Here is a 25915-nt window from a genome sequence, read left to right on the forward strand (position 1 = left end):
CTAACTATTACCAAGTGCCTCATCCAATTTCTTCAAAGCAATGGCCAGTTGCGCAAATACCGTTTTGTTAGACAGGCCAAGGATATCGGCTACTTCGTTACAGGATAGGTCATCTTCCTTAACCATTTTAAAGATGAGTTTGCAACGTGGGGGCAAACTATTTACAGCGTTTAAAACTCCGGCTTGCAGCTCTTTACTAATGAGCAATTGCGACGGATCAACCGATAAATGAAAATAATAGGTTTCGGCAAGCTGAGCGTCGCGGTTTCTTTTTGAGGTATTGCTGCGGATATGGTTAAGACAGGCGTTTTTTATCGATACATAAAAATACACTTTGGGGTTCGTGATCCTATCCAACTTATGACGGCCCGTCCAGATATTTACAAAAAGATCGTTAATGATTTCCTCGCAAGCTTCCTTATCGCCCAAAAAGGACCAGGCAAACTGATTAAGACTATTGATCAGCAGCTTATACAGTTCATTAAAGGCAGATTCATCATTGTTGTAATGGATAGAATCTATAAGTGCTTTAATCTCCAATGTTGAGCGGCTTGCTTTTAACGGGAACAGTTAACTGAAATAATGTACAATTTTAAGTAAAAAAATCCTGATCAAAAGTATTTTAGGTTGATTTAAGAAGCCGGATCTCCTCATCGGCTAAAACTCATTGTCTGCAATTCTACTGCCGTAATATTCGCGGTTTAAAATGTCTATTTCAGCCGATAAAATGTCCGCTTGTCCCCGAAACCCATATTTTCTTATCACTACCTGTTATACTTTAGCAGTAAATGGAAATAATTGGGGCGTTTAGTCAAAACAAATTAAAGTTTGGCGGTGGTTTTACTAACACAACAGCAGATTTGGCTTGCAGGCCATAATTAACTTTATATTTGTCCGGCAACCATTTTAATTTCCGCAAACCTTTGCAATAAATGAAAGACACAACATTTAAAATCTCTCCCGGAATTATATGGAGCAGCTCAATTTTTCTTGGTCTGCTGGCCTCCGTTCCTCAAATAGCCGAACGCCACTTTAAACCAGCCGAAGCAGCAGTAAACTCGGCTGTTACAGGCGCATTTTCGCTGTTTGTGTGGTACTATAATATATATACGCTGCCAAAGCCATCTCATAATAAACAACTAAACAAAAGCATCTCGTATTCCCGGCTTCTTACCACATTGGTGATAGGTATGGGTGTAATGCTGGCTTTAGCTTATATACAACAACTGATATTAACGCACATGAATTTTGGTCCGGTGATGCTCATGATTGAGGTTAGGGGCATCCTGATCAACCTGGTGTTTTACATGCTGATAAACCTGTTGTATCAAAACTACCAAAACCAGCAGGTTAGCGTAGAACTGGAACGCATTAAGGCCGATAACCTTGGCGCACAATATGAACTGCTTAAACAACAGATCAATCCGCACTTCCTGTTCAATAGCCTTAATACACTTAAAGCTATGGTTGAAACCGGCGATCAACACTCGGTAGATTTCATCCTTAAACTTTCCAACTTTTACCGTTTTACGCTTGAGAGCCGAAAATTAGACCTCATTCATTTATCTGACGAACTGGACATTGTAGACGCTTACAACTTTTTGCTTAAAGCCCGGTTTGAAGATGGCTTCATTTTTACCAATACCATAGATGATCAATATCGCGGTACATTAATCCCTCCGTTTACGCTGCAATTACTGATCGAAAATTGCATTAAACACAATGTGGTATCGCTGGATCATCCCCTGCATATTAAGCTATATACCGAGGGCGACAACATTGTTATGGAGAACGAAATTAAGCCCAAACGCTTTGAAGAACCATCAACAGGCGTTGGGCTCAAGAATATTAATTTGCGCTATGATCACCTGCTTGATAAACAAATAGAGATCATTGCCGAGGATAAAACATTCAAAGTTAAACTACCTATTATACATGAACATTATCATCATTGAAGACGAACTCAAAGCGGCTCGTTCGCTCGAAAGCATTATATTAGAATTAAGGCCGCACTCAAAAATTGTCACCAAGCTCCAAAGTGTAGAAAGCTCGGTTGCCTATCTTTCAGAAAACAGGCAGCCCGATCTTATTTTTATGGATATCCAGCTTTCGGATGGTTTATGCTTTGAGATCTTTAAATCGGTAAAGGTATCATGCCCTATTATTTTTTGTACCGCGTTCGACGAATATTCGTTAGAGGCCTTTAAAGCTAACAGTGTTGATTACGTGCTTAAGCCTTTCTCAAAAACAGATATTGCCGATGCCTTTAAAAAGGTAGATGAATTGCGGAATTTCTTCCAGCAGGGCTCGCAGCCGGATATCAGCAGCCTGTTATCACAAGTTACACCTCCTGCAGGGAAAAAAAGTTTCCTTGTGTTTAAGAATAATAAGTACATCACTATAGCGTCGAACAACATAGCGTTCTTCTACATCCGTAACGAACTGTCAACCATTATGACTTTTGATCAGCAGGAGTATGTTGTTAACCAATCGCTTGATCAGATCAGCGGCCAGCTTTCACCCGAACAATTTTTCAGGCTCAACAGGCAATACATTGTAAACTTTAGCGCAATAAAAGAAGTTGAACACTATTTCATGCGTAAATTGTTTGTTAAATTGACAATTCCAACGCCCGAGAAACTCCTCATCAACAAAGAAAAAGCGCCTGTGTTTTTAAGCTGGCTCGAGAATAGGTAGATTTAATGCTTCCGGCTTAAAAACATTCCCCCCAATAAATGCCCAACTGAACTATGTAAATGTCTGGTTGGGCTTTTTTATGCTGTTTCGGTAGCCGATTGGGGCATAATTTTGATATAAATTAAAAATCGAAAGATATGAAAACGTTAAAAATTTTTAGCTTTTGTGTTGGTGCGGTAGCACTGGCGCTTGCTACTGCTGCATATGCCGCCCGTAAAATAGATTCAGTTAAAACTGTAAGCGCCGATACTCCCGGTAAAGGTTTTGCCCTGGTTGAATTGTTTACCTCAGAAGGGTGCTCAAGCTGCCCGCCTGCCGATGAATTGTTGGCCAGGATTCAAAAAGAGTCGCAGGACAAACCTGTTTACATACTGGCTTACCATGTTGATTATTGGAATAGCCTTGGCTGGAAAGATGTATTCAGCAATGCCATGTTTTCAAAACGTCAGCGGGAATACAGCGCTTATTTAAATGCCCAGGTTTATACCCCGCAGGTTGTTGTTAACGGCAAAACTGAATTGGTAGGTTCGGATGAACCTGTACTTCGCGATGCTATTTCCAGCGCTTTAACAACTGCCCAAACCGCACAAGTTTCTCTTCAGGCGCAACAAAATGGTGATAAGCTAACCGTAAACTATGAGTTATCCGGCAACACTGATAACCAAAATCTGTTGATAGCTATTGTACAAAAATCGGCCATCAGCAAAGTTGCCAAAGGTGAAAACGAAGGCAGAACTTTATCCCACGCCCAGATAGTTCGCGATCTAAAAACAGTCGCCTTAAACGAGGCAAAGAAAGGCCAAACCGTCATCAACTTACCTAAAGAGTTTACTCAGCAAGGTTGGGAAGTGGTAGGCTTTATCCAGGACAAAGGCAACGGCGAAGTTTTAACCGCAACAAAGGCAACCCTCACAAACAACGCTGTAGCTAAAATATAATAACATAAAATTTCAACATCATGAGCAAGTTGAAACAAGGCCGGTTATTAGTCGGGTTCCTGTCACTGTTCTCATTATCATTTCTTACACGGGCTCCCTTTGAGCAGAACCCGCAAGATTGTGAAATGATCTGCGTACCGGGGAAGAAGAAAAGACCAGCAGAAAGTAAACACATCTAATATAAACAGCATCGGCCCTGCAAAAGGGCCGATGCTGTTTTAAACAAATACCATCATGAAAAAACTCCTGTTAATTTGCATAACAACACTTCTAAGTATAGGTGCTTATGCACAGGCAAATGAATTAAACTGCACCGAACAGGCATTTACTTTTAAAATAAGCCTGCCTGCCAGCGGGCATAACTATTCATCTAAAATTGGCCGCTTTAACTCTTCGCGGTTATCATCTGATTTCAGGTTGCCGGGTACTTCTGCGGATAAGCAAAATCAAGCGGAAACTACCCTTCCATTCGGCTTCGCAAAAAAAACACATGCTTCCTTGGATTATTCTCCCAATGACACGATCATGCTTAAAAAGATGACATTTCTATATCCTAAAATAAACAATGTAACAGGTAAATTTACCTACACAGCCTACGATCATTTTAAGCTACTACCAATGCCTGTTTTAAACGCTTTAGCTCCGCTTTTAAACTAATCATCATTAACATAAAAAACCAAACCAATGAAAATCAACTATTACGGTCACTCATGCTTCTCGGTAGTTGCCGGGGGTAAACACATTCTGTTTGATCCCTTTATTACAGGCAACGATTTGGCTAAAGACATCAACATTGATGAAATTAAAGCCGATTACATTTTTGTATCACACGGTCATTATGATCATGTTTTGGATGTGGAAACTATAGCAAACCGCACAGGAGCTATGGTTGTGGGCATTTTTGAAGTATATGACTACTTCAGCAAAAAAGGTGTTAAAAACGTGCATCCACTAAACCCGGGTGGCAAAGTGACCTTTGATTTTGGTATTGCCAAATCGTTCATTGCCCAACACTCGGCCAGCTTTCCGGATGGCAGCTATGCAGGTGTGGCCTGCGGTTATGCTTTAAAAACCGACGACGGCAATCTTTATTACAGCGGCGATACTGGTCTTACTTTAGATATGAGCCTTGTAGCCAATTGGGTTGATCTTGACTTCGCGGTTTTCCCTATAGGTGATGTGTTAACCATGGGCGTTGATGATGCCATTGAAGCTGCAAAGCTGGTAAAGGCTGATAAAGTTTTAGGCGTTCATTACGATACCTTTGGCTTTATCAAAATAGATACAGCTGCAGCTGTTAAACAATTTGAACAAGCAGGATTGAAACTATTTTTACCCGGTATTGGTGAGAGCATAGATATTTGAGCGGCCTAAATGTTTTGTTATAACCAGAAAGTGAAATAACAAAGCCGGAGAAGACTTACGAAGTTTTAAAAACTTAAGTCTGGATTTTAAGAAAGCAAAAAAGGCCTGCCTCAATTAAATCGAAGCAGGCCTTTTTCTTTTCAAAGCTCCCCCTTTTAGGAGGCTTGGGCCGGGGGGCTTACACCAGGTTGATCTCAACGTTGATGTTCCCATAAGTTAATTTAGAATAAGGACATGTTCTGTGAGCTTCTTCTATTAGTGCTTTCGCTACGTCCACATCCAGACCTGGTAAACTTACATTTAAACGGGCTTGTAAAAAGTAAGCGCCTGTAGTGATACCCAGATCCACTTCTGCATCAATAGCCAGTTCGGCAGGGAGCTCGATCCTTTTTTTAGCGGCAGCTAATCCGATAGCGCCTTCAAAACATGCTGACCAGCCGGCTGCAAATAGTTGTTCAGGGTTTGTACCTGGTTTAGGGGTTCCGGGAGTTGAATGTTTAATATCCAACTGACCATCACTGCTAACAGACGAACCACCGTCACGACCGCCAACTGTGCGCACATTAGCGGTATACAATACTTTATCAATTTTATTAGCTGAGATATCTTCGATTACTTTGATCTTATTGATAGCTGATTCTTTAATAGTTTCCATTGTGTTATTTATTTAAATAGTTTTTGTTTTTTGTATGCTCAAAGATACCCTGATATCGGCCCGAGTCCTATCACTAACTATGCGAGCCGGACATCCCATACCACGAACCGGACATTCTTTAAGCCGAAAATCCAATCACCCAAAAGTGTCATTGAAACTTTTAATTACAATCGATAACGGATAAAGAAAATAGCTACACAATACGTATAATTATTCTAAATAAATTTGGATACTATGTTTATAAACAGCATTTTTAAATAACCTTTGTTCGTAAACCAATTGAAAAAACTTGTCGCTCTGATGTTGCTTAGCATTCACCTGCTTAATATAGGCGGGCATGTAGCGTTACATCAATTCCTGGTTTACAAAAGCAACAGATACTTTACCGAACAAACCGCCAAAGGCTTTTACAATGTAAATGACCTTACCGAGGTAGTTATCCCTGCTAACATGCCCGGCATAACCGACTGGAAAAGCTACGAAAACATTCACGGACAGATCCAGTTTGGCAGCAACTGCTACAATTATCAAAAAATGCGCGTAACAAGGCATGCCATTTATCTAATGTGTACACCTAATTATGCAACCACCCGCCTCGCCGATAAAAACATCCTTAATGCTAAGGATGTAAAAGAGAACCCGGTACCTCAAAAAGAACATGTTCCCTTTGGTAAAATAACTATGCAGGACAACCTCAATTTCACTTTCGTGCATTTTGAGTTTAGTTGTCCAATAAAATATACTCAACAAATTGTTGTTCACCCGGTTCAACAGTTAATTCCTGCTCACCAGGATATCCCGGAGCAACCGCCTAAGGCCGTTTGCTAATTTTTTCCCCTGTTTTTATTCATTTTTTGGGTAGCGGTTGTACCACTCTACTACTGTGTTTTTATTTATTTCTATCGATAGTTTATTCGTAGCTCAAAGGCTATGATATTACTATATATCGATAGCATTGATAATCTCCAGACAGGTATATCCTCTCCCCCAACCTACAAACATTCAATTCATTACTTATGCCTTATATTACCCTTGAAAGCCATTTGCCGGGCATTACCGGCTTATTAGAGTATGCCAAAGAACCGGCACAACCTATCCGTAACCTTACGCAGTTTTTGTTGCGCGGCCCTTCAACCTTGTCCGAAGCCGATCGTGAACTGATAGCCACCGTGGTATCACATAACAACCAATGTACCTTTTGTACCACCGCACACACCGCCGCGGCCGATCTACTGGCCGGCGAGGCCGAAACAGCCCAAAAAGTAAAGGAAGACATTGAAACCGCCCCGGTTACCGAGAAAATGAAAGCCCTGCTTACCATTGCCAAACTAACCGCAAAAAATGGCCGAAATGTAACAACCGAAGCCATCGACCGCGCTAAAGCTGCCGGGGCTACCGATATTGAAATTCATGACACCGTATTGATAGCCGCCTTGTTTTGCTATTATAACCGCTATGTTGACGGACTGGCCACTGCCCTCCCAGCCGATGCCGGTTACTACAATGTACTGGCCGAACGCCTGGTTAACCATGGCTACACCCGCCTGCCGCAAGGTTATGATCATTTAAAAAAATAACCCTAACCCCTGATTTAAACTAAAACCCAACACAATGAAAAAACTTTTATTCTTCGTATTACTGCTCACATCCATAAACCTGTTTGCCCAGGAAGTTAAGGTAACGGGCAACATTACCGATGCTGCCACAGGCAAGCCCGTTTCAGGTGCAAGCATCTCTGTTAAAGGAAAACTTACCGGCACCACTACCGATTCAAAGGGCAATTATACTTTAAGTGCCAATAAATTAAAGCTGCCCTTTACTATCGTTATATCAGCCGTAGGCTTTGAAGTGCAGGAAAGCCAGGTAACATCTGCCAGCAATAATATCAGCGTTAAACTAACACAAAAAGCTATTGTGCTTGACGAGGTGGTATCATCTGCCACTCGCATCAACCAAAGCATTTTGCAATCGCCGGTGAGTATCGAAAAAATGAGCCTTAAGGCCATTAAGGATAATCCTTCATTTACTTTTTACGATGGTTTGCAAAGCGTAAAAGGCATTGAATCGGTTACCAGCAGTTTAACTTACAAACAGATCAATACCCGTGGCTTTAACAGCACCGGTAACAGTCGTTTTTTACAACTGGTTGATGGCGTTGACAACCAAACGCCCGGCTTAAACTTTTCGGTAGGTAACCTTTTCGGCGCTTCGGATATTGATATTGAAAGCGTGGAAGTTATCCCCGGCGCAGCTTCGGCTTTGTATGGTCCGGTGGCTTTTAACGGTCTGCTTTCACTTAAAACCAAAGATCCGTTCAAATACCAGGGCTTAACCTTACAGGTAAAAAGCGGTCTTAATCACTTTGGCGAATCGGTTGTTAAGCCACAGGGCTTGTATGATTTTGCAGCCCGTTACGCCAAAGCATTCAACGATAAATTCGCGTTTAAAATCAACGCTTCATACCTGACCGGCCGCGACTGGTATGCCGATAATTATACTGACGTAAGTGCTTCAACCCCGGCTGCCCAACGTGGCCCCAACAACCCCGGCCGCGACGCGCTGAATATTTATGGAGATGAGGTTACCAAAACCCTACCAGGCATTGGGCTGGTATCCAGAACAGGTTATGAAGAAAAAGACCTGATGAACTATAACGTGTACAGCCTGAAACTGAACGGTGCTTTACAATACCGTTTCAGCAATAACCTGGAGGCTATTTACCAGTACAATTACGGTCGCGGTACCGCAAGCTATACCGGCAGCAGCCGTTTTGACCTTAACAACTTTGTTTTGCAAACACACAGAGTTGAGTTAAAAGGCAGCAACTTCTTTATCCGTGGCTATTCGGTTGAAGAAAACTCGCACGATTCATACAATACCCGCTCACTGGCCCAATTCATTAACCGCGACTGGGTGAAAGACCTGAACGGTAATACCGTAACGCCCGATAAAGCCGATGATACCTGGTTTACCCGTTATGCCGCTGCATTTAATGGTTCGGTAAGCGGCGTTACCCCTAATAGTAATTCGGCCGCGAGGGCTTTTGCCGATCAGGGCCGTTTTTTACCGGGCACGCCTGAATTTAATGCTGCAAAAGATGCGTCAATCCATAACTATGGTCTAAGTGGTGCAGGCGTTTTCAGTAACAGTAAGTTTTATCATGCAGAAGGCCAGTATGACTTTACCAGCGCTATAAAAGTATTTGAACTCTTGGCCGGCGGCAGTTTCCGCGATTACAGGATGTTCACCAATGGCAGCTTGTTTGATGATAAAGACAAACGCGTAACCATTAAAGAATACGGCTCATTTGTACAGGCGGCTAAAAAACTGTTTGACGATAACCTGAAACTGACAGCCTCACTCCGTTACGATAAAAACGAAAACTTTAAAGGCAGCTTCACTCCTCGTTTTTCGGCTGTTTATACGGTTGATAAAACTTCAAATTTCAGGGCATCATATCAAACCGGTTTCAGGAACCCAACCCCGGTTGATCAGTTCATTCACCTTAACGTAGGACCTATCACCATTTTGGGTGGCGCGCCTAATAATAGCAAAGGCCTCAATGTTTATGAAAACTCTTTCACCTCATCATCGGTAAGTGCTTTTGGTGCAGCGTTTGGCAAGGCCGTACAAAGTGGCACTCCTTTCCCGCAGGCAGTTGAGCAAAATAAAGGCTTGCTTCAAAAAGCCAGTGTAGCCTATATCAAACCTGAGCAGCAAAAAGCATTTGAGTTGGGTTACAAAGGCCTGATCATGGATAAATTGCTGATCGACCTGAACTACTATCACAGCAGCTATAACAACTTTATCCTAAACACAGTTGTGATCCAGCCAAGCAACCCAATCCTTGGTGCTGATGGACAGGTGACCACAGCCTCTGCAACTGATATCCCTAACGGAAAAGTGCACGCGTTCCAATTGTATACCAACGCGCCTGATAAAGTATCCGCCCAGGGAGCAAGTGCAGGTTTAACTTACCTGCTCAATGGCGGTTACGCTGTAGGTGGTAACGCCACCTTATCGGTGTTTAACCTTCGCAATGCTAACCCTAATAACATTGCCGCCTTTAACACACCTAAATGGAGCACGAACGCCACATTTGGCAACAGTAATGTGATCAATGATTTTGGCTTCAACGCGGCATGGCACTGGCAAACTGCTTACGACTGGTACGGAACCTTTAATGGCACCCGTCCGGGTCGCGTAGACGCCTACTCTTTAGTTGACCTTCAGTTTAGCAAAAAACTGCCAAAGCTCCAGTCGACAATCAAACTGGGCGGCAGCAATATCTTCAACAATAAAGTATACCAATCATACGGCTCGCCGGCTATTGGCGCCATTTATTATGTTTCAATAGTATTTGATGACCTTTTAAAATAAACAACATGAGCACTTTAACAATTGATGGTCAGGTTGCAAAACCTCAAACAAGCCTCAGCGCCACCTATAAGGTGGTGCTGTTCGCGATCTGTTTTTTTAGTACTACCCTGGGTGGCTCCGTGTCAACACTCATGTCGGTTTACCTGCCCGTTGTGGTAAAAGACTTGCAGGGAACTGTGCCCGCCGATGAGATCAATGCCATCAGCGGGTATATCAACGCCATCTTCATTTTTGGATGGGCCTTTGGCGGCTTTACCTGGGGTGTTATCAGCGATAAAATGGGGCGTAAGAAAGCCTTGCTGCTGGCAATCGGCAGCTATGGCGTGTTCACCATTTTAACCGGGCTGATGCCAACCTGGTGGGGTGTACTGCTTTGCCGCTTCTTCAGCGGTTTTGGCGTAGGAGGTGTTTTGGTAACCTCCATAACCCTGGTAAGCGAAGTCTGGCCTGCCAAAAGCAAGGCGGTGATCATAGGCATTCTTTCTATTGCCTTCCCGGTAGGCATTTTCTCTGCCGGGCTCATCAACCTCATTGTATCATCATGGCGGTCGGGCTTTTTAGTTGGGGTAATTCCTCTTACCCTGGCCTTGATAGGCGCACTGGTTTTGAACGAATCTGAAAACTGGCTCAACTATCGCAATGATATTGCCAACCGCGAAAACCCGTTAAATAAGCTGCTTTCTAAAAATCACCGCCGCGAGCTTATTGTAGGTTCATTAACCTTTGGCACCATGCTGATAGGCTTATGGGCGATATTTTCATGGCTGCCTACCTGGGTGCAAAGTTTAATTACTGACCATGATGCCGCTAAAGAACGCGGCCTGAGCATGATGTGTATGGGCATGGGTGGCTTAACCGGCGGTTTCTTTTCGGGCTGGCTGGTTAACCTGTTATCCATCAAGCGTTCTATGGTGATCTGCTTTGCTGTTTGTGCGGGTATGTCATTCATCCTGTTTAAAACCAACACCACGTTCAGTGCCGCAGTTTACATCGAGATCATCATACTGGCCTTGTTTTTTGGTGCAAGCCAGGGTGTATTATCAGCCTATATTCCACAACTATTTTCGACTGGCATCAGGGCAACTGCAACAGGATTTTGCTTCAATATCGGGCGGATATTTACAGCTACTGCTGTATTATTTGTGGGTGTGTTGGTATCAACACTGGGCGGATATGGCAATGCACTGATCATCTTTTCGCTGGTATTTATCGTTGGCTTACTGGTGGTAATATTTGGCCACGAAAAAGCTGAAGACATGAAGCAAAAAGCTTAAAGCCGAAGGCTAAAAGCGAAATAACAATTCAAATCACTAATTCAATAACTCACTAATTCAAAATTTAAAATATGGCACACATCAATGTACCAGAAGGCGTTCCCGGCATCCGTTCACTGGTAATGTTCAGGCCCGAAACCGGTCAATATTTGTATGAACTGGCTGAAGTATTATTACGCGGAGAATCAACCTTAAGTCCGGCCGACCGTGAGCTGATAGCTACTTACGTATCCTACCGTAACAACTGCACATTTTGCTACAGCAGCCACGCCGCCGCCGCGCGCTGCTTGTACGAAGATGACGCACTGATTGTTGACGAAGTACTACGCGATATGACCGAAGCGCCCATCAGCGCCAAGCTAAAAGCATTATTAAATATTGCAGGCAAAGTGCAGATTCTGGGGAAAGAAGTAAAACAGGAAGATGTTGACGCAGCACGTGAACAGGGAGCTACCGACAGGGAGATCCACGATGCTGTATTAATAGCCGCTGCATTCAGCATGTTTAACCGTTATGTAGATGGGTTGGCCAGCCTTACCCCTACCGATCCTGAAGCTTATGCCGAAATGGGCAAACGCATGGCTAAAGGTTATGTATTACCGCAACCACAACACTAATTTAAAACCCGATATTATGGCACATATTGAATTAAATAACGATTTGCCCGGCATCCGTGGCCTCATGTTTTACAGCCCGGAAACAGAGGCACCGTTAAACGCCCTTGCCGAGCAGTTGCTTCGCGATGATAACAATTCTTTATCCCGAGGCGAACGTGAACTGATAGCAACTTATGTATCCTACCTTAACGATTGTTTCTTTTGCCAAAATGTGCACGGCGCTGTTGCCGGGCACTACCTCGGCTGCAATATTGATGAGATAGATGCTATCAAAGCAAATTTTTCTGCAACCGATCTATCGCCAAAGATCAAAGCGCTGTTAGCCATTGCCGGCAGTGTACAAAAAGGCGGCAAACATGTAACCACCGAACAAATTGAGGCCGCACGTGCAGAAGGTGCTGATGATAAAGAGATCCACGATACTGTATTGATCGCTGCCGCATTTTGTATGTATAACCGCTATGTTGACGGCTTAGGAACCTGGGCGCCACAAGACAGGCAGATCTATATCGACCGGGCACCTGAGCGTGCCGAAGTTGGCTACATATCAAGCATTTTTAAGAAAGTTTAATACCTAACGCTTTATTCACATCTACAGTCCGGAGCTTTTAGCTCCGGGCTTCTTTTTTAAGCATCTTTTGTCATTTCGACCGTAGGGAGAAATCTTATACGCCCTACACTGCGGACTTTGCATAACCGCTTAGCAGGGCGTACAAGATTTCTCTTTCGCCCCGCCGCTTATTCCTACCCATGCGCCATCGAAATGACAAAGGGTAACATAATCACTCTATTTAAACACCACCCTGTTCCCTTCACTATGTGCATTAAACTCCGGCGCGTACATGCATTGGATACTGGTGATACCGGTTGAAAAATTACCTGGTTGTGCTACCCGCAATTCGTATTCAAACACATAGCTGCCTTTGTTTAAATTACTGATGAAAAAATTGGTTGCTACATCTTTAGTTACCTGGTAATACGATAAGCCATCCTGGTATTTATATTCGGATAAAGCAGATACAGGCTCCGTACCTGCCGGGCGAAGATCTTTAAGCTGCACATATTCATAATCACGACCAGCTTTTAAATACACTACCACTTTTAGCAGATCTCCGGTTTTGGGCTGATGTGTTGCATCAACTGCCTGCAATACTGGGCCAGCATCTGTTTGTTTTTTGATGAAGTATTTACGCTCGAGGTGGATATCCGTTTGCGATGGCGTGATCTTATCCATCTGTTCCAGATACTGCCAATACATAGCCCCATAGCTGATTGATTTTCCGTTGTTTTTGATCTCAACTTTGCCTAATGACGGTTTTATTTGTTCATCAACCCAACTGGTTTTAATGTAGCCTGTGCCGGCATCAGCCTTAATATCTGGCTTTAACTCGGTAAGCGGTTTATTATCCAGCTTAACTTCGGATGTGGCGCTGCCTTGCAGCCAGTTTTCCTGTTTTAACAGCAGGGCGTATACGACGGCGGCGGTTGCTTTGGTGGTTTTCCAGTTGTTGGTTTGCTTGTTGCGCATCAACCAGATTTTCATTTCCTCAACGGCCTTATCGTTATTGCCAGCCTCTGTAAATAGTTCGATCATTAAACTCTGCGTTTCAATTGGCGACTGGTACCAGTAATACCCCACGATATTTTTCCCCCAGTACATCCCCATCTCATCCGAAGTTTGCGCTGTTTCCAATAGCGATTTAATGATTGCCCTTGCAACCAGTGGCTTCACGTTACGGAGCATGGTGAGGGCTATCATCCCTTGCTCATAAAGGCTTTGCGTTACCCACTGATCTTCGGCACGTTTTAGATAATTATTGAAGATAGATTTGAGCTCCGGCACCATGGCTTTATCGGTATAATAACTCCGCACATACCACGCATGAACCTCGTTCTGATTAACATCTCTTGATTGATAGTTCTTTTGCTTTTTCGCTTCTTTATCCTCTGTAATCAGTTCAGCATCCATATAATCCAGGGCTTTATCAGCGATATCTTTTAAAGTTTTATCATTAGCCGCGGCTATCTTCAAGTGATAAAGCTGCCCGATTCCCTCCAAAACATGGCGGGTGATATAATTATCGGCATAAGTACCGCCAAACCACGGGAAAGCCCCGTTTGGCAATTGCTTTTGCTTCAGCTTATCCAAATTGGCTTTCATTTCATAGCTCATTTTATTCAGATCAAAAAGCTGGGCTATCCTTTTCTTTTGTTCCGATTCGCTGATGGCGTCCTGCAGCCACGGGGTTTCTTCAAGCAAGGTTGTTTTCAGCTCCTGATTCTTTTCAAGGTTCGAGAGCAGTTCTTTACTATCGCTGCTTTTCCATTGATCGAAAACCTGTTTTATGAGCGGCATCTTACCAATCAAATCAGTCGACAAGCTATTGGCGTAATAACGGCTGAACAATTGCTCCGAACACTCATACGGGAACTCCATCATGTATGGGATAGCCTGCACTGCATACCAGGCCGGGTTTTGACTGTACTCCAGCGTAAGGGTTTTACTTTTCAGCGTAGGGCTGTTATTATTGATCAGCTTATCAAAGTTGAACGTTTTGTTTTGGCCTGCCCTAACCAACATCGGCATACTTTCGGTAACCAGCATACGGTTTGGCAATACCGGGATGGTATTTTCTTCGCCATCGCTGTATTTACCGGCATCGGCAGTTAAGCGGTAGGTAAGTGCATCAAAGCCGGGCGGAATTACCAGTTTAAAAGAAACCGCTTTGGTTGCCGAAGCGCCGACCTCAAATTTTTGCTGTGCATCATTATTGTTGACAAATAATGATACGGGCTGCATATTAATACCATTAAACAACCGCAGTTCAACCTTCCCCTTCAAGGGTTCTGCTTCCAAATTGGCCAGTCGGGCAGAAATGGTTACCGTATCTCCTTCGCGTAAAAAGCGGGGCATATTGGCGTTTATGCTTAATTGCTTTTGGGTAACAACTTCGGCCTCGGTATAACCAAGCTGTAGTTGTTTGTTATGCGCAAAAGCCCTGAATTTCCATTTGGTAAGCGCCTCGGGCATGGTGAAGTCAATTAATATCTGTCCCTTGTCATCCGTATGAAGTTGTGGATAAAAGAAAGCGGTTTCGTTGAAGTTTTTGCGGGTGGTGATTGGTTTGGGAGTAAACCCAAGTTCGTCATAATTCATACCGACCGATTTGAATTGAACCTCTTGCAATGATGCTTTACGGGAATAATTGGTAAAAGATGCGGCACTATATCCCACCTGTACCCCGCTTGCCATACCCCGCACCATTACAGGGATTGCACTCCTCGCCTTTAATTTGTCGCTGTTACCTACGGCCTCATCAACAACACCCTCATCAACAAACGCTGAATCCATTGAATTAACACCGGGCGGGGCAACATCTAAATAGTCCTTTCCGTTAACCCTTACGCTTATTCCCTTTTCAAAACTCATCCGTACATATCCATTTACCGGTTGGTTTATGTATTGTGTAATGAAGTATTTCCCGCTAAATATCAGTGTAGCGTTTCGTGCTATCTTAATTTTGTAAAAGCCCAATGAATTGGATGTAGTACTAATGTCTGTACCTTTTATCATGACCTTAATGCCAGGCACCGGCATATTAAATTCATTCATAACCCTGCCGCTAACTACTGTACCATTTTTTATAAGTGCCGAGTTTTTAAGATACGAAACCTCAATCTGATTATCCTTATCAGAGCCCTTTTTATAGTTTGACACTGATGCGATGTAGCCGTTGTAGCCATAATTTTGGCCGCCCCAATAATTATAACCGAACCAGTTTAGCGTTTCATAGTTGAAGTTTAACGTCCGTGCTCCATAATAAAACGTTTCATTAAAAGGTGATGTGTAAACAGTCCTTAAAAATTCACTATATGTTTGCCAGCTGAAATAATCGGGGTTATAACCATATATAGGCAATTGTTGATCCCAGCTTTGCGATAGTGCAACATCATCAAGCGAGGCGTCATACATACCGGCAAGCAATTCCGCCTGTTCCTGCTCTTTATCCTGCGCCGATACCTGTAATTTCCACTGTTCCTTTTCGCCGGGTTGCAGTTTATTTCTAAAGGTAAGAAAACGGATGTTTAGCGCCGACGCAGTATCCTTTATTTTGATCTGTTTGTAATAGCTGTAGAGCCTGTTATCATTCAGCATTAAAAACTGTACCGCGAAATTACTTTTAGCGGTAGCAGGTATAGCTATTTTTAAATCCCGCTGCTGATTTCCTTTAATGGTGAGCCACTCTGACGATAGCATTTTAGGCCCTTCATATTTTTCGACTAAAACGTGACTTTCCCTGCTTGTGCCGAGCCAAAATTCGGCGGTTTCTCCGGGTTTATTTACTTCATCATTAATGGTAGTTAGCCAACTGTCCATATCCGGCGCGTTGCCCGGCTCATTATGAACCTTTATATAATAGGTTTGCGACGTGGTATCGCCTTTACTATTCCGGGCATCTATAACCAGTTTATAAATACCTGTGGGCTGTTTTTTCAAGGCCGACAAATCAAGCATACTGTTTGTGGTGTCGCTTACTTTGATGCGATTATCAACAATTGTTTTATTCATTTGCCAGGTATCGCGATTATCATCGTTTTTATAGGCATAGGCCGGAAACACTTTTCTAAACTCTTCCGCGCTTATCAAAAATTGATCAGGAACCTGCCATAGCCGCTTTTTAAAAACGCTGCCTGGCTGCATCAACGAGTACACTTTTACATCCAACACGCCGCTTTGCGGCTGGCCATTTATATTATTGAGCTTTACGGGTATGATTGTTTTATCGTTTGCCGAAAGCGCGTCGGGTATCCTCAACGCTAGGTCAAGTGCATTGTCGCTTACTTTAACCACGGTATTTGCCGACTGCGTTTCGCCGCTGCCGTCTGTTACATCGGCGGTTATATTGTAAGCATACATATCCGGCAGCTTAGCCCCCTCTGCCGAAGCTTTAAAAGCAAAATCGAATTCACCGCTGCTATTGGCCTTAATTGTATCAAATTTCACTTCCGCACTTCTCTCATTATAATAATTGTAATCGCTTTTTCTTGTTCTGATGTAATATATCCTGCGGTCCGGAACCCTTACAACATGATAAACTATCCTGGCCCCGGATAGGCCGTAGCCGGAAAACGCGGTAACTTTCCCCTTAATGTGAACGGAGTCGTTAAAATGGTAGGTTTCTGTCACCGGCGGGAACGTTATCTGGAATGTAGGTCGCTTATATTCTTCAACACGCAACAATGCAGCGCCATCATGTGCAGTAATGAACATGGCACCGCCAACAATTTGCCGCGGTATAATAAACGAACCGGCCACAGTACCGTATTCGTTAGTTTTAAGTTTAAGGCTATCCCGCCTTTGATTATTATAATCAAATAAATTAACAACAACCTGCGCGTTAGGTACAATCCTGCTTTTGTTATTCAATGTACTTATCTGCAGTGCTTTAAAATAAACTGTTTGCCCTGGCCTATAGATTTGCCTGTCGGTAAATAACATCATATGCTCAATGGGCAGGGCTATTGGCTGCGAGGTTTCGAGGTATCCACCTATATAATCGCTTTTACCTGTAAATTTATCATTGGCCGTTGCAAGGTCAACGCTGTAATACGTTAGGCCATTTGTAAAAGTAAATAGGCCATCGGCATCAGATATACCACTTGTGACGGGGATTTTCGCCACTTTACCCTCACCATTATAAGTATTGTATATATCAACCTTTACGCCCTTTAATGGCTTTCCGCTATCACGGTCAAGTACCCGAACCTCTTTCACACCATTGGGCCTGAGCCTGGTTACATATGCTAAACCGCTTACCCTGAAGCGGGCAAGTCCGGTTAAATCATTCTTTTTCATTGAGGTATCTGTAACCATGATCATATAATTACCAGGCCGCAGCGGAGCTATTTTAAATTCCAGCCGGTGACTTCTGTAATCATGAGGGTCTGGCAACGCGAGGCTAACACTTTCAATTGGTTTCAGTTTACTCACAAAATCATAAACTTTTTTAGTGATCAATAACTCCTGCCCCTGGTTCTGTTTATTGTTTTTTTTAAGTTGATCTATCTGCGAATCGGTGATACTGTATATTGAAAACTTTGCCTGCTTAACGTTTGCATACTGCAAGCTTGCCAACATAGGTTTGCCAGGCGCATAAACATCTTCCATTTGAGCCGTTAACGCCTGTCGCTCTATCTCTTTAATGTAAGCAGCCGCGTTTTTTCCGCTTATACTATTAGGGAACAACTCCTTAGCCTTTTCATAGTAACCGTGTGCAATTACCAGGCTGTCGAGTTGCTGATAGTAATAACCGCTAAGCACAAAAGCTTCGGCGCTTAGCGGTTTGGAGGCATAATTAACCGCTATTTGTTTTAACCCAAGCAGGTATAATGAACCGGCATTGCTTAAAGTGGATTTTTCATGCAAAAACCTGAGCCGCTGCAGTTCAACATCAGCAAGGGCTTCTTCGTTATTTCCCCTCAAATGAAATGCCGTTGCCTGCTGTAGTAATTTAATCCCCTGGTACCATGTTGAAGCAGTATCGGCGCTATTGATATTCAGCTTAACAAATGAACGGGCATCACCAAAAAAGGCAGGATTATTTACGGAGAAAGCCATTTTAGGTTTGATAATCTCCGGTTCATCAGCCAGGAAAAACTCAAATGCACGCTGCACCAGCAGGTCGTACAATGTAGGGCGCAGATAGCGGATGGTTTTGTCCCCTTTTAAAACGCCATCGAGTACACCGATGGGCGTGCCTTGCTCCTCCTTAGCCCTGGCAAGTGAAAGCTGGTAAAGATTGCTGGTTTCGGCTATAATAGTTTGCAGGTCCCATTTGGTATAGTCATCACCATGATTTTCAAGGCGGCTTCGCTGGCTATACTGATAACGGTTTTGCTGATAATAATTCCAGTACATTTCGGCCAGCATTGATTGTAATACCGGTTTTACAGGATACTGTGCTTTATCAATATCAGTTTTAAGCCTGGCGATAATAGCCACCAATGCTTCTTCTTCAATATATGACTGAAAGGTCATCCGGTAAATAACCGCGCGAACCTGTTGTGGTGTATTCTTTTCATCATGAGCCAGCTTGTCGAGCTTATCAACTTCTTTCAAAGCCGATTTGGGCAAACCTATAGCCGCCAATGAATCAATCCGGAAGCTGAGGGCATCATATTTATTTTGTGCTGATACTTTGTTAACAGAAATAGTGAAACCTAATATGAACAGACAGGCAAGTGTTTTGGCAAGTTTTGGTAACATGCTGGATAGTGGTTTGGGTTGATGTTTAAACGGAGAAACAAGATATAAAATATCCATGAGGTGAAATTTAGCGTTTTTTAACAGTTGGATATGAATGCAGCAAGTATAGTTGCGTCAATCCGGCGAGCATTCGCAATAACATTAAGATGCAGGATATCCCCACTTTCCATAAAACAATTTTAACTCTTGATCTCCAGCCAATTGAAACAGTAATATTACTTTGTAAATTAATTTAATAAGTTAATTTTAGTCATGCTTACCACCAATCGTAAACCAATTAAAACACTGCTGCTCACCGCCCTCATTAGCTTTAATGGCTTGCAGAGCAACGCCCAAACCAAACCGGGCACAACCGAAATAACCAAATGGCAATACGGTAAAACCGGAGCTGTTTCACTTACTTACGATGATGGCTCCATGAACCAGTTCAGAAAAGCACTGCCTGTAATGGAACGTCTTAAAATGCCGGCCACATTTTTCATCATTACGGGCTCCATACCGGGATCCAAATACCATGGAAAATTTATTGGCCGTCCGGTAAAGGAGATTATCAAAGAATCGGCAACGGTTCCAACTAATGATCAAAACTTTTTTGAACGATGCTCTGCCGCAGGCTATTTAGGCTATATGGGTACCATCGCCTCACATACACAAGCGGGAAGTTTGTATGACAGCGGTAAAAAAGATAAGGCTTTTAAGGTGCTTGATGACATCTATGCCAAAGCTCGCAATGGCGAGTTGAAGCCGGGCTATGAACCTAATGATGAGTTTAAACAGTCTGTAGGTTCAACCTGGGATGATTTCAGAAAGGACGCGGCCAAAGGTTATGAGTTTGCCAGCCACTCTATCACCCACCCAAGCATGCCCGGTTTGGATGAGCCAAACCTGCTTTGGGAACTTGAAAAAAGCAAGGCAGATATCCTGGCCCAGCTTGGACCCAAACATACCTTTTCGGCAGAGTGCCCCTACGGGTTTGAAAATGACCGTGTAATGAGCTACGCCCTCAAAATATATCCCGCATTGCGTAACCGTATGCCCGAACCATGGCTGAAGGAGATTGACCGCGCCAGTAAACAAACGCCCGGCTCAACCGATAAAGATTATATTCAATGGCAACGCGGCGCCACTACCAAAACACCATTGCCTGTAATGAAGCTTTGGGTTGATACTACACTTAACCATACCAATACCTGGCTGGTACTGGTTTTCCATGGCATCGATGGTATGGGTTACGAAGCGCTGCCCAGCACCCTGCTCGATGAATATTTTCAATACATCAAAAGCAAAAACGATAAACTTTGGATAGCCACATTTGGCGATGTAACCCGCTACATGCGCGAACGTGAACACGGCAAAGCGGTGGCCTCAGCTGCTGGCGGCAATATCCAAATTAAAGTGAGCCATGACCTCGACGGCACAATGTATTATCTGCCGGTAACGCTCAAAACCTATGTATCAACCGGGTGGACAAGCGTAACCGTTACACAAGGTAAGAAAAGTAAAAAGGTAAAAACTACCAAAGACGAAAAAGGCACTTACGTGCTATACCAGGCACAGCCAAATGAGGCAATAGTAACACTGAAAAAAGGATAATTATGTTGGATAGTTATTTCGTGCTGAAATGGTCAATGTAAAAACATCTTATTTCAGCACGAATAACTACGCTTAGAAACTGTTTAAAAATGTAAAATATTCATTGCCGTTGGTTTCAACCAACGGAGTAAAAAGCTAAAAATTCCTGGCTTTAGCCTAATTACGCAAGCAGATTTGGGCTGAAACCCTCTTATTGCTACTCATTATTCCGTTGGTTAAAACCAACGGCAATGAAGTTTTCTGGTAGAGACGCATCACATGCGTCTCCCATAGGACGAGCAGCTTCGTAATCATTAACTTCAAGAATTTAAATGTAGAGACGCATGTGATGCGTCTCTACATTTAAAACAATTAATTTAAAACGGCCTCTTTAATTCAACTGCAAGGTTTGCGGGCCAAACTCTTCAAAATGGATCAACTGTTTATCGATCCCTTTTTTCAACAGTTCGCGGTAATGCAGCTCAATAAAACCAGCCGGACCGCAAATGTAATATTCAGTATCTGGTTCAAAAATTTCATTGCCCAGTTGGTTAAGGTCAACCCAGCCGGTATATAAATCATCGCCCCCCCCTTCTTCAGCCTCGCTATAGAAAATATGTTTTTTAACCTCTTCGTTTTTACCTTCCCAATGTTCAATAACCTCTTTAAAGGCATGCACATTTTTATCGCGGCAACCGTGAATCCATGTTTTAGGCCTTTTGCTGCCGCTTTTGATCAGGCTTTCCAGCATACTCATTAAAGGGGTTTGGCCAACGCCGCCACTTATAAAAACTATCGGATGATCACCGTCGCCGCTTAGCGTAAAGCCACCTGCTGGTGCCGATACCTCGATGATATCGCCTTCATTCACGAAATTATGCAGACGGTTGCTGATCATTCCATCAGCAAGCAACTCAGTTCCGGCCTCACGTTTAACCGAAATACGGTAATACTCGCCATTGGGTGCACTCGAAATGCTGTACTGGCGGGGCTGTAACAAATTAAGCTCGGGCAAAAATAAACGCACGCTCAAAAACTGACCGGGAGTAAAATCGGGCACCTGACCGCCGTGCGTAGGATAAAGATAAAACGAAGTGATTTCGGCAGATTCCTTTACTTTCCGCTTTATTACAAATGGACGCCAACCTGTCCATCCACCTTTTTTAGCTACTTGTTTGCTGTAAAGGTTTTGTTCATGTCCGGCCATGATAGCGGCCAGCTGATTGTAAGCAACCGTCCAGGCTTCCAGCAGTTCAGGTGTTGCAGCATCGCCTAATACCTCGCCAATTGAGGCAATAAGATGCCCGCCTACAATAGCATAATGCTCGGGCCTGATATCCAAACTTGTATGTTTTTGACCAATGCCGTCAAGTACCGGCATTAATACCCCGGGATTTTCAATATGCTCGGCATAGGCCAGTACGGCCATAGCGAGAGCCGTTTGCTGTTTGCTGTTTTGCTGATTGCCCATGTTAAACACATTTTTAAGCTCGGGGTTGTGGGTAAACATCCGGTTGTAAAAATGAGTTGTTAACAATACTCCATGCTCCTTCAATACAGGCACTGTGGCCTTAACCAACTCTTTTTGTTCTTTAGTAATCATCATTTTAACATTATATATTTATAATTAATTGCTGTGCCCGCTTAGCCTTGTATTAAAAGGCAAATGCTATCCTCAAGGGCCAGCAGGCTGTGCAGCACGTTTATAGGTATTTCAAAATCAGCATCGCGTTTCAGATTAACCGAGCGTTCATGCTCGTTATACAGCACGTTGCCTTCTGTAACTATAAGCCTGGCAGGTACAACTGTTTTATGTTCTTTTAAAACAGCCCCTTTTTTCAGGCCGATAACCATCATTTTATAGCTGTCGCTTTGTTTCAGTATTTTAACTACCGGCCCCGTGGCCAACGGCATTTGCTCCCTTACTTGTTCAATTGTCATTTTATTCCGTATTTAATGAGATTTAGGGCTTTATACCACCCTTTTTTTTATGCTCATCTACCCAAAACTCATCTTCATAAGCATCGGTAAAAGGTGTTTGGTGCAGCCTGGCCAATGATTCGCCAACGCATTCAAGCGTTTCGGGAGGCAGCTCAGTTTCCAGGTAAGGAAATAGCTCGCGCTCCTCAAAACGGATATGGCTTGTAAGTAATTCGGCAAAAAAAATGTATTCATCGGCGGTACGTAGCCCGCCGTTATTGGCCAGCAAAACCCAGGCTGCTAATTCATCGTGTTCTTTTTGAGCTTTTCGCGTAAGCTCATTATCCATGAGGCAAAACAGCAATTGCTCTTCTTCCTCAAAATGACTTTTCAGATGCGCTTTCCAGAAATAACTGATGTACTTATTGATCCGCCAAAACGGTACACTTCTTTTAAGCCCTTCCTTGATCTTCCAACCAAAGAGCAGGCCAGCATGATGGTCGCGCGATAGCGCCATGATGTGTTCACTTCTTTTAATGGACATGGCCTGCAAGCTTAATTAACATAAGTGTTACCGGGCTCAAAGTATTTGATCTGCGCACCGTTGGCCAAAACAATCCAGGCCTTAAAATCATTGATTATTTTAAGCATATGCTCCTCATTGGCCTGGATCAGGAATGTTTCGCCTTTGCTTAATTCATAGGTTTCACCAGCATAAATAAGCAAGGCGTTACCGTCTTCCACAATCAGGTAAGCATCGGATGTAGCAATATGCCTTTTCATATTTGCGCCTGCGGCGAACTCAATTTTAACCACCTGAAAGTGCTCGTTTGTTTGAAGTTGTTTCATAACCTAATTTTTAATATCCCAATGCATGGCCTACATGACAACCCGCCCCGGCCCGCCTTTCATGTTGGCCAGTTTACTCATAAACATTACTGCCATTAAACCAGCCCTATTTTTTGCGTCGGCGGCCCTATGGCCGGCGAAATGTGCATCAACTGTTTCAGTAAACAATTTCAGCCAGCGATCAAAATGATCGTTACCTATAGGTAGCGGCGCATGCCTGGCAAAGGGATTTCCTTTAAATCCCGGCACACCAAACAAAGCGGCATTCCAGAAAGCGTACATTTTATCAAGGTGCGGCTGCCAGTCGTCTTTTATTACTTCGGCAAAAACAGGCCCCAATAACCCATCAAGCCGCACCCTGGTATAAAATTCATCAACCAGTAGTTTGATTGATGTTATGTTTTCGATATCGTTCATTTTTTGTTTATTCAATTACTCGAGGGGCAGATCATTACGCTTGCGACTGTCACAATTATTATTTCATTAAACACACAGACCTGTTTGAGCCTAAATAAGTTTGTCATACTGAGTGATAGCGAAGGATCTTCTTCAATATGCAAAGCCGCTATACAGAGCGAAGAAGATGCTTCGTACCTCAGCATGACAAAGGCTCTTTAGCTTCATTACTCAATCACTAATCTCTCCTCTACAACTTCACCGCCAACGATGTGATAATGAAATACCCCGTCCATGCTACAAACAGGATGATCCCCACCACCAGCCACCAGGGGATACTTTGCGGGGTTTCACTGCCCGCCAGCATAAATGTTTTCTGATCGCCTTTACCGTATGCATTGATCATCAGGGGCAGTACGCCTTCAACAATTTCATCTTTCTTTAAACCCTCAATGGCTATTGCCGGCCCGTTACGCACCACAAAAGGGATCAGCTTAATGCCTTCCTTCCCCTGGTGGTCTTTACTTACTACTTTCAGCACATGGCTGCCATCAGTTAATTTGCGGGTATCCAGATCAAAGGTTACAGGCGCAGGGAACTCGCCTATCGGCTTCGGGTCTTCATCAATAAACAGGGTTACAAAACTTTGATCTCTCATGGCTTCAGGTCGTTTAAAATCATCCGTTTAATGTGTTCTTCGTTTTTTTCACCAGGCTTTATAAAGCATTTGATAGTGGCTACAAGCACGTACAGCGTAATGATTACCATTACAAAAACTATAAGATAATCCCAGTTACTATCGGGGCCGGCACCATGAGTTATGCCGCCGAAACCAGCGGGCTGTTGTTTTTTGCAAGCCTCACAAGCTATAACATCCAACTTCAGGATGAGCATGAGCAGCAGTATGATATATTTTTTCATTTTGGGCTTCTGATTTTTTACTTTTTAGCAATTACGGTTTCTGGCTTACCAAATGTGGCTATGATCTTTTTCACATCATCGGCCGTTACCTTCTTGGAGTTATTGCCCCAGTTGCTGCGCTCGTGGTTTACAATGGCAGCCACTTCTTCAGGTTTCAGGTTGTTATTGGTGCCCACGGCAGGCATTACACCATAACCTTCACTTACACGGCCATTATAGCCTTTCATAATAATGGTTACCTGCACCTCCGGATTGTCATCCAACACTACTTTGCTGCCTTTCAACGCTGGGAACGCCCCTACCAGGCCTTCTCCGTTTCCCTGGTGGCATGACTGGCAGTTGCTTGCATAAAGGGCTGCTCCATCAAACTCCGGTTTAGTGGTAACGCCTTTGCCGGGTGTATTTGCAGCAGCTTTTTCAGCTTCACTTTTCCCGTACAGGAATATAGGTACGGGTTTACCATCGGGCAGGGTAACTTCTTTTAACGACCGCAGGTAAGCTACCAGCGCCAGGGCTTTATGCGTAGCTACTATTTTACCGGTGATGCCTTTTTTAAAGTCGTCGGGCACATTCACTACCACATCATTGGGCCAGGCATAATCCTTGATATCAAACAGCCACTCGTATGATGGCATAACCGATTCGGCCACTACCGACCTTGGATTAAACAAATGCAGGTAATGCCAATCGTTACTTGGCTGGCGGGTGCCAACGTTGGTTAAATCGGGCCCGGTACGTTCCGAACCCATGAGCGTGGCTGTATTTCGCCAAACATCGGTACGGGTGATATTGGCATAATCGGCCGCTATATTGGGCCGCGTCCCCCATACTTTGTCCATATCTACATTACGCACCTGCTGGGTATGGCAGGCCACGCATCCTTCGGCAATAAATACTGCCTTGCCTTCGGTTTCAAGGCGGTTTAACGGCTTGCTGCCCGGCAGCGGGGCATTATTATTCTGACTGGTAAATGCAGGCCCTATCGCCACAAAAAAGGTGAGCAACACAAAGAAGCATAACGCGGCAGTAAAAAGTTTTTTATGATTGTTATAGATTTCCATGGC

The 25915-nt window shown here is 43.5% G+C and carries 23 protein-coding genes; 12 read left to right on the plus strand and 11 right to left on the minus strand.

Annotation, left to right across the window (positions count from 1 at the left end; translation table 11 throughout):
- Positions 1–540, minus strand: a complete 540-nt coding sequence (locus BMX50_RS12850) for an RNA polymerase sigma-70 factor (protein ID WP_167667895.1) — start codon at positions 538–540, stop codon at positions 1–3.
- 392 nt (positions 541–932) lie between these two features.
- Between BMX50_RS12850 and BMX50_RS12855 the strand changes: the two genes are divergently transcribed.
- The 5 genes from BMX50_RS12855 (at position 933) to BMX50_RS12875 (ending at position 5000) form a co-directional block, all read left to right on the plus strand.
- Entirely contained in the window at positions 933–1955 is a 1023-nt protein-coding gene (locus BMX50_RS12855; protein ID WP_091210918.1) for a sensor histidine kinase, read from the plus strand.
- Positions 1936–2697 carry a LytR/AlgR family response regulator transcription factor gene (locus tag BMX50_RS12860; protein ID WP_091210919.1) on the plus strand — a complete coding sequence of 254 codons (762 nt, stop codon included), beginning with the start codon at positions 1936–1938 and terminating at the stop codon, positions 2695–2697. The genes BMX50_RS12855 and BMX50_RS12860 overlap by 20 nt, the downstream gene beginning before the upstream one ends.
- A gap of 137 nt (positions 2698–2834) precedes the next feature.
- Positions 2835–3635, plus strand: a complete 801-nt coding sequence (locus BMX50_RS12865; protein ID WP_091210920.1) for a DUF1223 domain-containing protein — start codon at positions 2835–2837, stop codon at positions 3633–3635.
- Between the two features lie 234 nt (positions 3636–3869).
- Entirely contained in the window at positions 3870–4292 is a 423-nt protein-coding gene (locus BMX50_RS12870) for a hypothetical protein (RefSeq protein ID WP_091210921.1), read from the plus strand.
- A gap of 27 nt (positions 4293–4319) precedes the next feature.
- Positions 4320–5000, plus strand: a complete 681-nt coding sequence (locus BMX50_RS12875) for a metal-dependent hydrolase (protein ID WP_091210922.1) — start codon at positions 4320–4322, stop codon at positions 4998–5000.
- A gap of 178 nt (positions 5001–5178) precedes the next feature.
- Here BMX50_RS12875 and BMX50_RS12880 read toward each other — a convergent pair whose 3' ends face one another.
- Entirely contained in the window at positions 5179–5655 is a 477-nt protein-coding gene (locus tag BMX50_RS12880; protein ID WP_091210923.1) for an organic hydroperoxide resistance protein, read from the minus strand.
- A 279-nt stretch (positions 5656–5934) separates the two neighbouring features.
- Here BMX50_RS12880 and BMX50_RS12885 point away from each other — a divergent pair, with 279 nt between their 5' ends.
- From BMX50_RS12885 to BMX50_RS12910, 6 genes are all read left to right on the plus strand, one after another.
- A complete protein-coding gene (locus BMX50_RS12885) occupies positions 5935–6483 on the plus strand; it encodes a hypothetical protein (protein WP_143065166.1) in 549 nt (182 codons plus the stop codon).
- 188 nt (positions 6484–6671) lie between these two features.
- Positions 6672–7232, plus strand: coding sequence for a carboxymuconolactone decarboxylase family protein (locus BMX50_RS12890; RefSeq protein WP_091210925.1), 561 nt, complete (start codon positions 6672–6674; stop codon positions 7230–7232).
- Between the two features lie 34 nt (positions 7233–7266).
- Positions 7267–10035, plus strand: a complete 2769-nt coding sequence (locus BMX50_RS12895) for a TonB-dependent receptor (RefSeq protein WP_091210926.1) — start codon at positions 7267–7269, stop codon at positions 10033–10035.
- A gap of 5 nt (positions 10036–10040) precedes the next feature.
- Positions 10041–11309, plus strand: a complete 1269-nt coding sequence (locus BMX50_RS12900) for an MFS transporter (protein WP_091210927.1) — start codon at positions 10041–10043, stop codon at positions 11307–11309.
- Between the two features lie 71 nt (positions 11310–11380).
- Complete coding sequence (locus BMX50_RS12905) at positions 11381–11926, plus strand: carboxymuconolactone decarboxylase family protein (RefSeq protein WP_091210928.1); 546 nt, start codon at positions 11381–11383, stop codon at positions 11924–11926.
- Between the two features lie 16 nt (positions 11927–11942).
- The gene (locus BMX50_RS12910) at positions 11943–12497 is read left to right on the plus strand and encodes a carboxymuconolactone decarboxylase family protein (RefSeq protein WP_091211107.1); all 555 of its coding nucleotides are present in this window, start codon (positions 11943–11945) and stop codon (positions 12495–12497) included.
- 216 nt (positions 12498–12713) lie between these two features.
- Here BMX50_RS12910 and BMX50_RS12915 read toward each other — a convergent pair whose 3' ends face one another.
- Positions 12714–19193 (minus strand): alpha-2-macroglobulin family protein, encoded by a 6480-nt coding sequence (locus tag BMX50_RS12915; protein ID WP_167667897.1) that lies wholly within the window; start codon positions 19191–19193, stop codon positions 12714–12716.
- Positions 19194–19445: 252 nt separating this feature from the next.
- Between BMX50_RS12915 and BMX50_RS12920 the strand changes: the two genes are divergently transcribed.
- A complete protein-coding gene (locus BMX50_RS12920; protein WP_091210930.1) occupies positions 19446–20786 on the plus strand; it encodes a polysaccharide deacetylase family protein in 1341 nt (446 codons plus the stop codon).
- A gap of 370 nt (positions 20787–21156) precedes the next feature.
- Here the strand turns inward: BMX50_RS12920 and hmpA are convergent, their stop codons facing one another.
- The 8 genes from hmpA to BMX50_RS35255 form a co-directional block, all read right to left on the minus strand.
- A complete protein-coding gene (gene hmpA / locus BMX50_RS12925; protein ID WP_244280960.1) occupies positions 21157–22371 on the minus strand; it encodes an NO-inducible flavohemoprotein in 1215 nt (404 codons plus the stop codon).
- 38 nt (positions 22372–22409) lie between these two features.
- On the minus strand, positions 22410–22706 hold the full coding sequence (locus tag BMX50_RS12930; RefSeq protein WP_091210931.1) for a cupin domain-containing protein: 297 nt from the start codon (positions 22704–22706) through the stop codon (positions 22410–22412).
- 22 nt (positions 22707–22728) lie between these two features.
- The gene (locus BMX50_RS12935) at positions 22729–23229 is read right to left on the minus strand and encodes a hemerythrin domain-containing protein (RefSeq protein ID WP_143065167.1); all 501 of its coding nucleotides are present in this window, start codon (positions 23227–23229) and stop codon (positions 22729–22731) included.
- Positions 23230–23240: 11 nt separating this feature from the next.
- A complete protein-coding gene (locus BMX50_RS12940) occupies positions 23241–23534 on the minus strand; it encodes a cupin domain-containing protein (RefSeq protein WP_091210933.1) in 294 nt (97 codons plus the stop codon).
- 30 nt (positions 23535–23564) lie between these two features.
- Positions 23565–23951 (minus strand): group III truncated hemoglobin, encoded by a 387-nt coding sequence (locus tag BMX50_RS12945; protein ID WP_091210934.1) that lies wholly within the window; start codon positions 23949–23951, stop codon positions 23565–23567.
- Between the two features lie 229 nt (positions 23952–24180).
- Positions 24181–24588, minus strand: a complete 408-nt coding sequence (locus BMX50_RS12950) for a cytochrome C (RefSeq protein WP_091210935.1) — start codon at positions 24586–24588, stop codon at positions 24181–24183.
- Entirely contained in the window at positions 24585–24851 is a 267-nt protein-coding gene (locus BMX50_RS12955) for a hypothetical protein (RefSeq protein WP_091210936.1), read from the minus strand. Before BMX50_RS12955 ends, BMX50_RS12950 begins: the two co-directional genes overlap by 4 nt.
- Before the next feature lie 17 nt (positions 24852–24868).
- Positions 24869–25912, minus strand: coding sequence for a cbb3-type cytochrome c oxidase subunit II (locus tag BMX50_RS35255; protein WP_091210937.1), 1044 nt, complete (start codon positions 25910–25912; stop codon positions 24869–24871).
- Positions 25913–25915: the final 3 nt, after the last annotated feature.

The organism is Mucilaginibacter gossypiicola (genome assembly GCF_900110105.1).
Lineage (GTDB): Bacteria > Bacteroidota > Bacteroidia > Sphingobacteriales > Sphingobacteriaceae > Mucilaginibacter > Mucilaginibacter gossypiicola.

What these genes read in the sequence shown, in the direction of transcription:
- BMX50_RS12855 (WP_091210918.1), top strand. Translation starts at nt 933, where the DNA reads ATGAAAGACACAACATTTAAAATCTCTCCCGGAATTATATGGAGCAGC.
- BMX50_RS12860 (WP_091210919.1), top strand. Translation starts at nt 1,936, where the DNA reads ATGAACATTATCATCATTGAAGACGAACTCAAAGCGGCTCGTTCGCTC.
- BMX50_RS12865 (WP_091210920.1), top strand. Translation starts at nt 2,835, where the DNA reads ATGAAAACGTTAAAAATTTTTAGCTTTTGTGTTGGTGCGGTAGCACTG.
- BMX50_RS12870 (WP_091210921.1), top strand. Translation starts at nt 3,870, where the DNA reads ATGAAAAAACTCCTGTTAATTTGCATAACAACACTTCTAAGTATAGGT.
- BMX50_RS12875 (WP_091210922.1), top strand. Translation starts at nt 4,320, where the DNA reads ATGAAAATCAACTATTACGGTCACTCATGCTTCTCGGTAGTTGCCGGG.
- BMX50_RS12880 (WP_091210923.1), bottom strand. Translation starts at nt 5,655, where the DNA reads ATGGAAACTATTAAAGAATCAGCTATCAATAAGATCAAAGTAATCGAA.
- BMX50_RS12890 (WP_091210925.1), top strand. Translation starts at nt 6,672, where the DNA reads ATGCCTTATATTACCCTTGAAAGCCATTTGCCGGGCATTACCGGCTTA.
- BMX50_RS12895 (WP_091210926.1), top strand. Translation starts at nt 7,267, where the DNA reads ATGAAAAAACTTTTATTCTTCGTATTACTGCTCACATCCATAAACCTG.
- BMX50_RS12900 (WP_091210927.1), top strand. Translation starts at nt 10,041, where the DNA reads ATGAGCACTTTAACAATTGATGGTCAGGTTGCAAAACCTCAAACAAGC.
- BMX50_RS12905 (WP_091210928.1), top strand. Translation starts at nt 11,381, where the DNA reads ATGGCACACATCAATGTACCAGAAGGCGTTCCCGGCATCCGTTCACTG.
- BMX50_RS12910 (WP_091211107.1), top strand. Translation starts at nt 11,943, where the DNA reads ATGGCACATATTGAATTAAATAACGATTTGCCCGGCATCCGTGGCCTC.
- BMX50_RS12915 (WP_167667897.1), bottom strand. Translation starts at nt 19,193, where the DNA reads ATGTTACCAAAACTTGCCAAAACACTTGCCTGTCTGTTCATATTAGGT.
- BMX50_RS12920 (WP_091210930.1), top strand. Translation starts at nt 19,446, where the DNA reads ATGCTTACCACCAATCGTAAACCAATTAAAACACTGCTGCTCACCGCC.
- hmpA (WP_244280960.1), bottom strand. Translation starts at nt 22,371, where the DNA reads ATGATGATTACTAAAGAACAAAAAGAGTTGGTTAAGGCCACAGTGCCT.
- BMX50_RS12930 (WP_091210931.1), bottom strand. Translation starts at nt 22,706, where the DNA reads ATGACAATTGAACAAGTAAGGGAGCAAATGCCGTTGGCCACGGGGCCG.
- BMX50_RS12935 (WP_143065167.1), bottom strand. Translation starts at nt 23,229, where the DNA reads ATGTCCATTAAAAGAAGTGAACACATCATGGCGCTATCGCGCGACCAT.
- BMX50_RS12940 (WP_091210933.1), bottom strand. Translation starts at nt 23,534, where the DNA reads ATGAAACAACTTCAAACAAACGAGCACTTTCAGGTGGTTAAAATTGAG.
- BMX50_RS12945 (WP_091210934.1), bottom strand. Translation starts at nt 23,951, where the DNA reads ATGAACGATATCGAAAACATAACATCAATCAAACTACTGGTTGATGAA.
- BMX50_RS12950 (WP_091210935.1), bottom strand. Translation starts at nt 24,588, where the DNA reads ATGAGAGATCAAAGTTTTGTAACCCTGTTTATTGATGAAGACCCGAAG.
- BMX50_RS12955 (WP_091210936.1), bottom strand. Translation starts at nt 24,851, where the DNA reads ATGAAAAAATATATCATACTGCTGCTCATGCTCATCCTGAAGTTGGAT.
- BMX50_RS35255 (WP_091210937.1), bottom strand. Translation starts at nt 25,912, where the DNA reads ATGGAAATCTATAACAATCATAAAAAACTTTTTACTGCCGCGTTATGC.